Annotated in this window: 14 protein-coding genes and 2 tRNA genes; 10 read left to right on the top strand and 6 right to left on the bottom strand. The window is 68.9% G+C overall.

Features of this window, described 5'->3' with window-relative positions; all coding sequences use genetic code 11:
• Positions 1-8 precede the first annotated feature (8 nt).
• Positions 9-890 carry a TraB/GumN family protein gene (locus VEA80_RS19770; protein WP_325062521.1) on the bottom strand — a complete coding sequence of 294 codons (882 nt, stop codon included), beginning with the start codon at positions 888-890 and terminating at the stop codon, positions 9-11.
• Between the two features lie 79 nt (positions 891-969).
• Between VEA80_RS19770 and VEA80_RS19775 the strand changes: the two genes are divergently transcribed.
• Positions 970-1,046 (top strand) — tRNA-Arg (locus tag VEA80_RS19775).
• A 17-nt stretch (positions 1,047-1,063) separates the two neighbouring features.
• Here VEA80_RS19775 and VEA80_RS19780 read toward each other — a convergent pair.
• From VEA80_RS19780 to VEA80_RS19790, 3 genes are read right to left on the bottom strand one after another with little or no spacing between them, the layout of a single operon-like run.
• Positions 1,064-1,495, bottom strand: coding sequence for a fasciclin domain-containing protein (locus tag VEA80_RS19780; protein ID WP_325062522.1), 432 nt, complete (start codon positions 1,493-1,495; stop codon positions 1,064-1,066).
• An 11-nt stretch (positions 1,496-1,506) separates the two neighbouring features.
• On the bottom strand, positions 1,507-1,701 hold the full coding sequence (locus VEA80_RS19785) for a hypothetical protein (protein ID WP_325062523.1): 195 nt from the start codon (positions 1,699-1,701) through the stop codon (positions 1,507-1,509).
• Positions 1,698-1,907, bottom strand: a complete 210-nt coding sequence (locus VEA80_RS19790; RefSeq protein WP_325062524.1) for a hypothetical protein — start codon at positions 1,905-1,907, stop codon at positions 1,698-1,700. The genes VEA80_RS19785 and VEA80_RS19790 overlap by 4 nt, the downstream gene beginning before the upstream one ends.
• A gap of 203 nt (positions 1,908-2,110) precedes the next feature.
• Here VEA80_RS19790 and VEA80_RS19795 point away from each other — a divergent pair, with 203 nt between their 5' ends.
• The 7 genes from VEA80_RS19795 (at position 2,111) to VEA80_RS19825 (ending at position 8,153) form a co-directional block, all read left to right on the top strand.
• Positions 2,111-2,296 (top strand): hypothetical protein, encoded by a 186-nt coding sequence (locus VEA80_RS19795; protein ID WP_325062525.1) that lies wholly within the window; start codon positions 2,111-2,113, stop codon positions 2,294-2,296.
• Between the two features lie 80 nt (positions 2,297-2,376).
• Positions 2,377-3,573: an acetyl-CoA C-acetyltransferase gene (locus VEA80_RS19800; RefSeq protein ID WP_325062526.1), complete on the top strand. Its 1,197-nt coding sequence runs from the start codon at positions 2,377-2,379 to the stop codon at positions 3,571-3,573.
• Positions 3,570-4,811 (top strand): acetyl-CoA hydrolase/transferase family protein, encoded by a 1,242-nt coding sequence (locus VEA80_RS19805; RefSeq protein WP_325062527.1) that lies wholly within the window; start codon positions 3,570-3,572, stop codon positions 4,809-4,811. The genes VEA80_RS19800 and VEA80_RS19805 overlap by 4 nt, the downstream gene beginning before the upstream one ends.
• Before the next feature lie 13 nt (positions 4,812-4,824).
• On the top strand, positions 4,825-5,991 hold the full coding sequence (locus VEA80_RS19810) for an acyl-CoA dehydrogenase family protein (protein WP_325062528.1): 1,167 nt from the start codon (positions 4,825-4,827) through the stop codon (positions 5,989-5,991).
• Positions 5,991-6,806: an FAS1-like dehydratase domain-containing protein gene (locus VEA80_RS19815; protein WP_325062529.1), complete on the top strand. Its 816-nt coding sequence runs from the start codon at positions 5,991-5,993 to the stop codon at positions 6,804-6,806. The genes VEA80_RS19810 and VEA80_RS19815 overlap by 1 nt, the downstream gene beginning before the upstream one ends.
• Positions 6,758-7,648 carry a CoA ester lyase gene (locus VEA80_RS19820; RefSeq protein ID WP_325062530.1) on the top strand — a complete coding sequence of 297 codons (891 nt, stop codon included), beginning with the start codon at positions 6,758-6,760 and terminating at the stop codon, positions 7,646-7,648. The genes VEA80_RS19815 and VEA80_RS19820 overlap by 49 nt, the downstream gene beginning before the upstream one ends.
• 70 nt (positions 7,649-7,718) lie before the next feature.
• Entirely contained in the window at positions 7,719-8,153 is a 435-nt protein-coding gene (locus VEA80_RS19825; protein WP_325062531.1) for a group III truncated hemoglobin, read from the top strand.
• On the opposite strand, the gene VEA80_RS19830 is transcribed toward VEA80_RS19825, so the two are convergent.
• Positions 8,154-9,044: a pirin family protein gene (locus VEA80_RS19830; protein ID WP_325062532.1), complete on the bottom strand. Its 891-nt coding sequence runs from the start codon at positions 9,042-9,044 to the stop codon at positions 8,154-8,156.
• A 130-nt stretch (positions 9,045-9,174) separates the two neighbouring features.
• Between VEA80_RS19830 and VEA80_RS19835 the strand changes: the two genes are divergently transcribed.
• Both VEA80_RS19835 and VEA80_RS19840 read left to right on the top strand, forming a co-directional pair.
• Positions 9,175-9,780 (top strand): hypothetical protein, encoded by a 606-nt coding sequence (locus VEA80_RS19835; RefSeq protein ID WP_325062533.1) that lies wholly within the window; start codon positions 9,175-9,177, stop codon positions 9,778-9,780.
• Between the two features lie 91 nt (positions 9,781-9,871).
• Positions 9,872-9,947 (top strand) — tRNA-Thr (locus VEA80_RS19840).
• Positions 9,948-9,965: 18 nt separating this feature from the next.
• Here the strand turns inward: VEA80_RS19840 and VEA80_RS19845 are convergent.
• Entirely contained in the window at positions 9,966-11,339 is a 1,374-nt protein-coding gene (locus VEA80_RS19845) for a TolC family protein (RefSeq protein WP_325062534.1), read from the bottom strand.
• Positions 11,340-11,343 lie beyond the last annotated feature (4 nt).

Genomic DNA, 11,343 nt, shown 5'->3' on the forward strand with positions numbered 1-11,343 from the left:
ATGACGGGCTAAGGTCCCTCGACCGCAATTCCGCGCTGGCGCAGCAGATCGACGACGCTGTCTTCACCGACGAGGTGCGCTGCGCCGACGGCGATGAAGACGCGTCCCGATCCGGCGAGCCGGGCTTCGATCTGATCGGCCCAGTCGCGATTGCGCTCGAGGATCACGGCTTCATGGATGCCGCGCCCCGCCGCTTGCCATTCGGGAGCAAGCAGACGCTCCAGCGCGTCGACATCGCCGCGCGCCCAGGCTCGATCCATCGCGTCCATCGCGGCAGGTCCCGCCTCGATGTCCGCCAGCGTCAGCTGCAGGAAGCGCATCTCGTCCGCGGCAGAGAGCTCGGCCAGCACGCGCACTTGTTGCGCCGGCGTCTCCAGATGGCTGACGCGCATGCGCCGCCGCTGCGCCTGCCCCAGCAACGCGGCCTCGACGCCCGCTTCCGGCCGATGTCCGGCCCGCAGCGCCGCGGCGTACGACAGCTGCAGCGCCGTCAGCCATGGCCGCTGCCGGTCGAGCAGGCCGAAATCGAGCCCTAGGCGATCGGCGGCGTCATGCAGCGCCGCCTCTTGGCTGGGAAGCAGCCGCTGCGACAGCCGCTCGCCTTCCGGCAGCGCGCCCAGACGCCGCGCCAGCGATGCCAGTTCGGCCGAAGCCGCTTCCCCGGTGTCGGTCTCGGTCACCAGCTCTTCGGCCGCGCCGAACGCCGCCTCGAAGCGAGGGCCGCGCCAGCGTAGGTCCGGCGGCAACAGGTGCACCGTGCCGTAAAGCCAGATTTCGCTGTCGGCGTCGGCAATGCGCCAGATCGCCGGCTCGCCCCGGTTCTCGGGCGCCTCGCAGGCGGCGAGGGCGAGCGCCGCGGCGGCGAGCAGGGTGGTGAATAAAGTGCGCACGCCTCCTGCGTCGCGGAGAGCTTGGCGCTTGGCAAGGCTCGCCTTTGCCGCAAAGCTCGGCTATGAGGCCTGCCGTCCCGCACCCATAGCTCAGCTGGATAGAGCGCTGCCCTCCGAAGGCAGAGGTCAGAGGTTCGAATCCTCTTGGGTGCGCCAGTTCACTATAAGTGCGCCTAGGCCAGCCCGGCCGCCGCCTCGCGAGGCCGAAGTAAGGCGTCGATGCCATGCACCACGCCATTGGCGGCGCCCAGGTCCGGCTTGATCACCCGCGCAGCGTTCACGCGCAAACCCGAGCGTCCGTCAATGATCACGTCTCCGCCGGCTTGCATCACCGCGCGTATGCGTTTGTCGGCGAACCGTGACGCCGCCACACGGCCGGCGGCGATGTGATAGCCAAGCACGATGTGCAGCCGCTCGCGGTCTCGGCGTAGGAAGTTGTCGAGCGCCACCGCGGACATGGTGTTGAACGCGGCATCCGACGGCGCGAACACGGTGAACGCGCCTGCGCCTTCCAGCTTGTCAAAGTGATCGCTCGCGCGTAGCGCCGCGGCGAACGTGTAGAAGCCCGCACGGTCGGCGACGCTCACAACGGATAGTCCAGCCATTCCTGATATCCTCACTGCGCGTCGTAAGCATCCCGCGCTTTGACATACTCGTCGTAGAGTTCGCGCAGCCGCGAGCCGGGCTCCCCCGTCGCGCGGCCATGAAAGCGCGCTAGTCCGGCCTCCCGTTCGCCGAACACGGCGGCGACTTCAGCCATCCAGGCCTTGTCCGCCGCTGTGGCCGCCTGCAGGAGCCGGAGCTTGCTCATGCCGTGCTCTGCAAGCGCTTGATCTCCTCGCGCAGACTTTTCTCATCAAACACCGCGCCGGTCTCGGTATCGCGGATGCGGATGAGACGCATGCCGCGACGCTCCAGCCCGACGGCCCATCCGAGCGCCGCTTTCGCATCCGGAAGGGTCACGCTCGGTTCGAAGCGAAGGCCAGGCCCCGGCGATGAATTGACGATGAATGGCACTGGCTCTTCTCGCGCTGATCCAACCAGCAAAGTCGCGCGCAATCTGGCGCGCCCTCGCGGGGGGCGCCTGGAGCGATCGTTCTTGTTGCTGATGGCGAAATCCTAACATGCTTCGCCATCGAGCGTCCAATTAATAGCATCCGGAGCGCAGACGCTGGGCCCATAAGCGCGATGGGGCCGAGTGATTCGGCCGGGAGCAGCGCATGGCCAAATTCGTGAAGTTCGTCTCGGCGGCCGATCCTCGGCTCGAAGTCCACATCAATCCAGACGAAGTCGCCGCCGTCCGCGACAGCCACGGCAAGACAATCATCCTGTTTCGCAGCATCGCCGCCACCGAAACAGTAAACGGCACGGTCGCCAATGTGGTGGCGGCTCTGACTGCGGCCTGAGCGGCGAAACGTTGTCGTTGCGGCAGATTTCACCGGCGGCGTTGTGGCGTATAAGAGTCAAAAATCAGCCGAGGAAGATCATGCGTAGAGCCGCCATCGTCAGCCCGTTGCGTACGCCGGTCGGCAGGTTTCAGGGCGCGCTCGCGCCGATGCCGGCCGGCGAGATCGCCGCCGTGGTGCTGAAGGCGCTGGTCGAGCGCACCGGCGTCGATCCCGAACGCATCGACGACGTCGTATTCGCGCAGGGTTACGCCAACGGCGAGGCGCCGTGCGTGGCGCGCTGGGCGGCGCTGGCGGCGGACCTGCCGCTCAACGTGCCGGGGTACCAGCTCGACCGCCGCTGCGGCTCGGGCCTGCAGTCGGTGATCGACGCGGCGATGATGGTGCAGACCGGCGCCGCCGACATCGTCATCGCCGGCGGCGTCGAGAGCATGAGCAACGTCGAGTATTACTCCACCGACCTCCGCTCGGGCGCGCGCGCCGGCCAATCGATCATGCACGACCGCCTCGCGCGGGGCCGCGTCATGTCACAGCCGATCGCCCGCTTTGGCGTCATCAGCGGCATGATCGAAACGGCTGAGAACCTCGCCAAGGATTACGGAATCACTCGCGAACAGGCCGACGCCTACGCGGTGATGAGCCACAAGCGCGCGACGCAAGCGTGGGCGGAAAACAAGTTCGCCGACGAACTCGTGCCGGTATCGGTCCCAAAGAAACGCGGCGAAGCCGAACTCTTCGCCAAGGACGAGGGCTTCCGCCCCGACGCCTCGATGGAGACGCTCGGCGCTTTGAAGCCGATCGAGAAGGGCGGCATCGTCACCGCCGGCAATGCGAGCCAGCAGAACGATGCGGCCGCGGCATGCCTCGTCGTCGCCGAAGACAAGCTCGAGGAGCTGAAGCTCGAACCGATGGCGTGGTTTCATTCTTGGGCGGCGGCCGGCTGCGATCCTTCGCGCATGGGCATCGGCCCCGTGCCCGCCGTCGAACGTCTGTTCAAGCGCACGGGGCTCGGTTGGAAAGACATTGACCTGGTCGAACTTAACGAAGCCTTTGCGCCGCAAGTGCTGGCGGTGCTGAAGGGCTGGGGCTGGGACGACCGCGACAAGCTCAACGTCAACGGCTCCGGCATTTCGCTCGGCCATCCGATCGGCGCCACTGGCGGGCGCATCCTCGCCAATCTGGTGCGCGAGCTGCGCCGCCGCGACGGCCGCTACGGGCTGGAGACGATGTGCATCGGCGGCGGCCAGGGCTTGGCTGCGATCTTCGAACGCGCGTGAGTCCGGACGAGATCATCGCCGCTCTGCCGCGTGGCGCGCGCGTGCTTGCGCAGGGCGGCGCCGGCGAAAGCCAGCTGCTGGCGGAGGCGATCGCCCGGTCGGGACGCGCCGATCTGCACGTCGTTGGCGTCTTGTTTCCGGGCGTCAACACTAGCAGCTACGGCGCCGAGGACGGCGTACGGGTCACCACCTTCTTCATGACGCCGCAGCTGCGGCGCGCGGGCGGCGCCGTCGAGTTCCTGCCGCTCTCCTACACTGACATCGGCGCCCATCTGCGCGCGCAGCGGTTGGACGCGTGCATCGCGATGCTCTCGCCGCCGGATGCCGACGGCCTTTGCAGCTTCGGCCCGGCCGTCGATTTCCTCGCCGAGCTGTGGCCCGAGATTCCTGTACGCGTCGGGCATCTCAATGCGCGCACGCCGCGCACGTTCGGGCACGCGGGCGTTCCACGCGCGGCGCTGACGCACGTCGTCGAAGCCGAAGCGCCGCTGCCGACCGCGCCGCCGGAACGCGACGACGAAGTGGCTCAGGCTATCGCGGCGCATGCTGCAACACTGATCGGGGACGGCGCGACGCTGCAAGCCGGCATTGGCAAACTGCCCGGCGCCTGCATGCGCGCGCTGTCGGCAAAGCGCGACTTGCGCGTGCACTCTGGTCTGGTGGGGGACTGGGCGCTCGAGCTGATGGAGGCGGGCGCGCTCGAGGATGCGCCGATCGTTGCAGGTTTGGCGCTGGGCGGCGAGCGCCTCTATGCGTCGATTGCTTCGCCGCGCTTCGAATTCAGGCCGGCCTCGCACACTCATGCGCCGCTGGCGATGAGCGGCCTGCGCGACTTCGCCAGCATAAACGGCGCGCTGCAGGTCGACCTCTTCGGTCAAGCCTATGCCGAGGCGACGGCGGATGGCCCGATCTCCGGTCCGGGCGGCTCGCCCGAGTTTGCCCGCGGGGCCAAGCTCGCCGGCGGGCTGCGCGTCATCGTCCTGCCGGCGACCGGAAAGAACGGCGCAAGCCGCATCGTCGCCCCGGGCGCCGGCGAAGGGCCGGTTTCGCTGTCGCGCTTCGATCTCGACGTCGTCGTCACCGAACACGGGATCGCCGATTTGCGCGCGCTGGGTCATGCGGCGCGGGCGGCGCGATTGATTGATGTCGCCGCGCCCGAGCATCGCGCCGCGCTTTCTGCGGCATGGCGCAGCGCCCTCGACGGCGCGGCGGTGGATGGCGCGGCTGCTCGGCACTAGGATGAAGTAGACCATGAGCATCGCCGATCCATCCGCCACCTATCCCGAGATCCGCGAAGCGGTGCGCAAACTGTGCGCCGATTTTCCCGGCGCTTACTGGCGCGAGCTCGACCGCGAGCGTGCGTACCCGACGGCGTTCGTGCGCGCGCTCACCGAGGCTGGGTATCTGTCGGCGCTCATTCCGGAAGCCTATGGCGGGCTGGGCCTAGGCGTCGCCGCGGCATCGGCGGTGCTCGAGGAGGTCCACCGCGCCGGCTGCAATGGCGGCGCTGCGCACGCGCAGATGTACACGATGGGCGCCCTGCTGCGGCACGGCAGCGAAGCGCAGAAGCAGAAGTACTTGCCGCAGATCGCATCGGGCGCGCTGCGCTTGCAGGCGTTCGGCGTCACCGAGCCGGTGAGCGGCACCGATACGACGCGCATTAGCACGTTCGCCCGACGCGCCGGCGACCGCTACGTCGTCAACGGCCAGAAGATCTGGATCAGCCGTGCCGAACACTCGGATCTCATGCTGCTGCTCTGCCGCACCAAAGCGCGCGAGGAGGTGGCGAAGAAGAGCGACGGCATGAGCGTGCTGATCGTGGATTTGCGCGAGGCGGTGGGCAGAGGACTCACGATTCGCCCCATCCGCACCATGATCAACCATGCGACCACCGAACTCTTCTTCGACGATCTCGAAGTGCCGGCCGAGAATCTGATCGGAGAGGAGAACAACGGCTTCAAGTACATCCTCGACGGTATGAACGCCGAGCGTATCCTGATTGCGGCGGAGTGCATCGGCGATGGCCGCTTCTTCGTCGACCGCGCCAGCGCCTACGCCAAGGAGCGGGAGGTGTTCGGCCGTGCGATCGGCGCCAATCAGGGCGTGCAGTTCCCGATCGCGCGCGCGCACGTCGAGAGCAGCGCAGCGGCGCTGATGGTGCAGCGGGCGGCGGAGATGTTCGACGCCGGGCTGCCGTGCGGGTCGGAAGCGAACATGGCCAAGATGCTTGCCTCCGAGGCGTCCTGGCGCGCCGCGGACATGTGCGTGCAGACCCATGGCGGTTTCGGTTTCGCCGAAGAGTTCGACATCGAACGCAAATTCCGCGAAACGCGTCTCTACCAGGTGGCGCCGATCTCCACCAATTTGATCCTGAGCCACGTCGCCACGCATGTGCTCGGCCTGCCGAAGTCGTTCTGATGAGCGCGCCGGACTACAGCGCCTGGATCGGTCGAGTGGAGAGCAAGCGCGATGTTATCGCGCCGGCGCCGTTGCGCGGGCTCGCGGCGCTGCTCGACCACGACCCCGAACGCTGGATGGAAGGCGCCATTCCGCCGCTGGCGCACTGGCTCTATTTCTTGCCGACGGCGCCGCAGAGTGAGCTTGGGCCGGACGGTCATCCGGCGCGCGGCGGCTTTCTGCCGCTGGTCGCGTTGCCGCGGCGGATGTGGGCGGCGGGACGGATGACGTTCCACGCGCCGCTCGCCGTGGGCGACAGCGTCGAACGAACCTCCACGATCCGAGGCGTGACCGAAAAGGCGGGATCGAGCGGGCCGCTCGTCTTCGTCACCGTGGCCCACACCATCAAAGCGAACGGCGCGCTTGCGATCGAGGAGGAGCAGGACATCGTCTATCGCGATGTCGCGCCTTCTGCGCCGAAGCCGTTGGCGCCGGAAACGAAGCGCGCGGAACGTGAGCGCGTGATCGAGCCCGATCCGGTGCTGCTGTTCCGCTACTCGGCGCTGACCTTCAACGCGCATCGCATTCACTACGACCAGGCTTACGCCGCCGCGCAGGAGGGCTATCCGGAACTCGTGGCGCAAGGGCCGCTGATCGCGACGCTGCTGATGGATCACTATCTGCGCGCCGGCGCCGCTGCCGCGCCGCGCTCGTTTTCGTTCCGGGCGGAGCGGCCATTGTTCGCCGGCGGTCAGGCGATGCTCTGTGCGAGCGGCGACGAGCTCTGGTGCCGCAACGCCGCGGGAGAGACCGTGATGAGCGCCAAGGTCAGCTGATGCCGCGCTGCTTTCTCTTCGTGCCGGCGACCGACTCGAAACGCCTGGCGCGCGCGCATGAGCGCGGCGCGGGCGCGATCATCCTCGATCTCGAGGACACCGTGCCGCCGGACGCAAAGGACGCCGCGCGCGCATGCGTCGGCGCCGCCGCCGCCGGTTTGACCGCCGCGGGCGCGCGCGTGTGGGTGCGCATCAACGGCGCCGGTTTTGGCGCTGCGGAAGACTTGGCGGCGCTGGCGGGCGGCGCGATCGAAGGCGTCGTCGCGCCGAAGATCGCCTGCGCCGATGACGCGCTAGCAGTGGCGCAATTGCTGCGCGAGGCCGAACGCGCAGCCGGGGTGGACCCCGGCCGCACGCAACTCATCGCGCTGATCGAAAGCGCGCGCGGCGTGCTCGACGCGCCGGCCATCGCCGCGACGCCGGACGTAAGCGCGCTCGCGTTCGGCAGCGAGGACTTCGCCGCCGATATCGGCGCGGCTGCGGACGAGGAGGCGCTCGACCTGCCTGTGCGCCAGTTGGTCCTGGCTGCGGCGGCGGCCCGCAAGCGCGCCTACGCCGCCCCGGTCTCGATCGCCGAATACCGCGACCTCGACCGCTACCGCGCCGGGCTGAGGAAGGCGCGCCGCATTGGCGCCGCCGGCGTCTTCTGCATCCATCCGGCACAAGTCGAAGTCGCGAACGATGTGTTCCGTCCGAGCGCCGCAGAGCTGGAGCGCGCCCGCGCCGTGCTGGCGGCGTGGGAAGAGGCGCTGCACCAGGGGAAGGCGGTCACCGCGCTGAACGGACTCATGATCGACGCGCCCGTTGCCGCGCGGGCGCGCAGCCTGCTCGGCGAGGCGTAACCGCCTACGCGCGCGCCGCGGCGAGATGACGGAGTTCGCGCCGTGCGTGTGAGTCCCTACATTGGGGTTCATGCTGCAAACCCAACGCCCGGATTACGTGCTCGACGCCATCGCCGCCGGAGTCGACGAAAAGATGATCGAGCGCCTGGTGCGCGCCTTCTACGGCGACATCCGCGCCGACGAAGTGCTCGGGCCGATCTTCGAGGCGCGGATTTCCGATTGGGAGCCGCACCTGCAGCGCATGTGCGCGTTCTGGTCCTCGGTGATGCTGCGCAGCGGCCGCTATAGCGGGCGGCCGATGCCGATGCATGCGCCGCTGCCGGTCGGCGGCGCCCATTTCGATCGCTGGCTCGGCCTGTTCGAAGCCGCGGCGCAGCGCGAGTGCGGCGCGGCAGCGGATCTGTTCGTCGCCCGCGCGCGGATGATCGCGCAGAGCCTCGAACTCGGAATCGCCGGCGCGCGCGGGCTCATTCTCGGCCTCGACGAGCGCCTGCCGGCGCCCTGATCACGACATCGGGTTCGGCGGCGGCGCCGGCTCCGGCAGCGGGATCCACTCGTCGTGATCCAAGTCCGGCAGTTTCATGCGGCCGGCGCGCCAATCCGCCTTCGCTTGCTCGATCCGCTCTTTCGAGGAGTGGACGAAATTCCACTCGATGAAACGCGGCCCGATCGGCTCGCCGCCCAGCGCCATGACGATCGCCGGCGTCTCGGCGCGGAAACTCACCGTCTCTCCGGGCGCCAAGACGAGCATGTGTCCTTCGTCGAAACGCTGGCCTTCGACTTCGAGCGCGCCTTGGGCAACATAGAGCGCACGCTCCGTATAGTCCGCCGGCACGGCCGCTGAAGCGCCCGGCGTCAGCACCCAATGCACGTAGAACATGGGCGAATGCGTCTTCACCGGCGAGGCAAGGCCCATGCTAGCGCCGGCGATCAAGCGTCCCCAGGCGCCGCTTTCTTCGAACGTCGGCAGATCGCCCGCGCCGTAGTGCGTGAACGACGGATCGGTTTCCTCGTCCTTCTCCGGCAACGCCACCCAAGCCTGGATGCCATGCATGTGCCCGCCTTCGCGGCGGCCCTTCTCGAACCGCTCGGAATGGGTGATGCCGCGCCCGGCGGTCATCCAGTTCAGTTCGCCGGGCCGGATCGGCTGTTCGGAGCCGACGCTGTCGCGATGCATGATCTCGCCGTCGAACAAATAGGTGACGGTCGAGAGACCGATGTGCGGGTGCGGGCGCACGTCGACGTTCTTCGGAATGCCCGGCGCGAACTCTACCGGCCCCATATGGTCGAAGAACACGAATGGGCCGACCATGCGCCGCTGCGCGAACGGCAGCACGCGCCCCACTTCGAAGCCGCCGAGATCCTTTCGCCGCTGGGCGATGACAAGTTCGATCATGGCCGCAAGCCTAAGCGCCTCACGGGCGAAAGCCTAGTCATCGTGCAAACGTGATCGCTTCGCGCACTTGCCCGCGCGCAGCGCGAAATCTACCCCTGTGCTGCGAGGACGCTGCAACTGCCTGGAGCCCATGGAGCCGGTTATCTATCGCCGTAGAGCGGGGGCCATTTCGCGCGGCGAGCGGGAGTGGCGCGTCGAAGAGGACGCGCTGGTGAGCCGCGGCGCCTCGGGGCGCGAGCGCCGTTATCTCTGGTCGGAGATGATGAGCGTGCGCCTATGTCATGAGCCCGGAAGGTTCCGGCCGTGGCGCTACGTGTTCGAATTGCAGCCGAAGCACGCGCGCAAGATCGAGATCGACAACGCCCATTTCCTCGGCCCGCGCAGTTTCGAGCAGCGCAGCGAGAGCTACGCCGCCTTCGTGCGCGCGGCCCTGACGCAGCTGCAGGCGGCCCGGCCCGGCATGCGGGTGCTGATCGGCGAGACGCCGAAGCGCTACTTTTTCCTGCTGCTGGCGGCGCTGCTCGCGTTCGGCGCGCTGGCCTACGCGCTGATCGCTATCCCGACGCCGTTCGACGATCTGGCTTTCGTGCCGCTGGTCAAACTGGTGATCATCCTCGCCATGCTGCCGATGCTGTGGCTTTGGGTGCTCGGTTCGCTGCCGCGCGGGGTGCCGCTCGACGACATCCCGCCCCGGGCTTTGCCGCCGGCGGCGGAAGAGGCCGGCGCGCAGCCCTGAGGCGCCCCGCCGCCCTTGCCCTTGAGCCCGGCTCCGTCTAGGAAACCGCCCTTCCGCCGGGCCGCCCGCCAAGGGCCGGTCCGGGCCAGGAGCCGCCTTAGCTCAGCCGGTAGAGCGGCGCATTCGTAATGCGTAGGTCGCGTGTTCGAGTCACGCAGGCGGCACCATTCCCCTAGCTCTTCAGCTTACTCCGACCAACCGGCGCCCAGCGCTTGGCCGAGGCGCGCGTAGGCGATGGCGCGGCGGGCGCCGGCGAGGGCGAGGCGATCTTCGGCTTCGGCGACGCGGCGTTCGGAATCGAGGACGCTGAAGAAGGATTCCATGCCTTCCCGATAGCGCAGGCGCGAGATGCGCGCAGCTTCGCGCGCGGCTTCGGCGGCGCGGGCCGAGGCTTCGGCCGCGGCCGATGCGGCGCGCAGATTGGCGAGCGAGGTCTCGACGTCGCGCACGGCGGCGTAGACGATCTGATCGTAACGGTGGAACTCGGCTTCGGCGTTGGCGCGCGCGGCTTCGGTGCGCAGCGCATTGCGGCGAACGTCGAGCGCGGGCCAATCGATGCGCGGGCCGACGACGAAAGAGAAGCCGTCACTATCGCCGACAGAGCCGAAGTCGGCGCCAGTCCAGCTGGCGAGACCCAGCAGCGAAAGACGCGGCCACCAATCGACACGCGCGGCGTCCGTGCGCGCGGTCGCGGCTTCGAGCACGGCGCGGGCGCGGCGGATGTCGGGGCGGCGCTGCAGCAGCTCTTCGGGCGAGCCGAGATTGAAACTCGCCGGCGGCGCAGGCGGGGCGGCGGGCGCGAGGTCGAGATCGGCGGGGATGCCCATCACCAGCACGTCGAGCGCGTTGCGGGAAGCGGCGAGTTCGCCTTCGATCGTGGCGACGGCCGCTGCAGTCGTCTCGTACTGCTCGCGCGCGCGGGCGACGTCGAACGGGTTGGCGCGGCCGGCCTCGCGCAACGCCTCGCTGCGGATGAGGGTCTGGCGTTGGCTCTCGGCGTTGGCGCGTGCGGCGGCCAAGCGCATCTGGGCGCCGCGCAGACTGGCGTAGGCGATGGCGGTCTCGGTCGCGATGGCGACCCGCACGCCGCGGCGCGCTTCCTCGACGCTGAGCGCCTCGCGACCCGCGGCGCGCGCGCCGTGCCGCAGGCGCCCGAACACGTCGAGCTCCCAGGAGATGTCGGCGCCGGCTTCGGCGAAGTCGTACTCCGCCACGGGATTGATGTCGCGCGCACGTCCGCCGGCGGCCGAGACGGTGCCGGACGGGAGCAGCCGCCAGCCTTCGATGCTAGCGAGCGCGCGGGCGCGGCGCACTTCCGCTTCGGCGGCGCGGAGGTCGCGGTTTTCCGTCAGAGCGCGGGCGACGAGCTGATTGAGCGTTTCGTCGCCGAAGCCGCGCCACCACTCGCTCTGCGGCGCCGCCTCCGTGTTCGCCGGCGCGTCGGCAAAGACGGGCGGGATCGTTTGCAGTGCAGGAGCCGCGTCGGGCGAAGGATTGCTGGCGCAGGCTGCGGCGAGCGCCACGAGCGCGACCGATGCGAAGATGAGTGGGCGAGACATGCGT

Source organism: Vitreimonas sp. (genome assembly GCF_035627415.1).
Lineage (GTDB): Bacteria > Pseudomonadota > Alphaproteobacteria > Caulobacterales > Aquidulcibacteraceae > Vitreimonas.

What these genes read in the sequence shown, in the direction of transcription:
- VEA80_RS19780 (WP_325062522.1), bottom strand. Translation starts at nt 1,495, where the DNA reads ATGGCTGGACTATCCGTTGTGAGCGTCGCCGACCGTGCGGGCTTCTAC.
- VEA80_RS19785 (WP_325062523.1), bottom strand. Translation starts at nt 1,701, where the DNA reads ATGAGCAAGCTCCGGCTCCTGCAGGCGGCCACAGCGGCGGACAAGGCC.
- VEA80_RS19795 (WP_325062525.1), top strand. Translation starts at nt 2,111, where the DNA reads ATGGCCAAATTCGTGAAGTTCGTCTCGGCGGCCGATCCTCGGCTCGAA.
- VEA80_RS19800 (WP_325062526.1), top strand. Translation starts at nt 2,377, where the DNA reads ATGCGTAGAGCCGCCATCGTCAGCCCGTTGCGTACGCCGGTCGGCAGG.
- VEA80_RS19810 (WP_325062528.1), top strand. Translation starts at nt 4,825, where the DNA reads ATGAGCATCGCCGATCCATCCGCCACCTATCCCGAGATCCGCGAAGCG.
- VEA80_RS19815 (WP_325062529.1), top strand. Translation starts at nt 5,991, where the DNA reads ATGAGCGCGCCGGACTACAGCGCCTGGATCGGTCGAGTGGAGAGCAAG.
- VEA80_RS19825 (WP_325062531.1), top strand. Translation starts at nt 7,719, where the DNA reads ATGCTGCAAACCCAACGCCCGGATTACGTGCTCGACGCCATCGCCGCC.
- VEA80_RS19830 (WP_325062532.1), bottom strand. Translation starts at nt 9,044, where the DNA reads ATGATCGAACTTGTCATCGCCCAGCGGCGAAAGGATCTCGGCGGCTTC.
- VEA80_RS19835 (WP_325062533.1), top strand. Translation starts at nt 9,175, where the DNA reads ATGGAGCCGGTTATCTATCGCCGTAGAGCGGGGGCCATTTCGCGCGGC.
- VEA80_RS19845 (WP_325062534.1), bottom strand. Translation starts at nt 11,339, where the DNA reads ATGTCTCGCCCACTCATCTTCGCATCGGTCGCGCTCGTGGCGCTCGCC.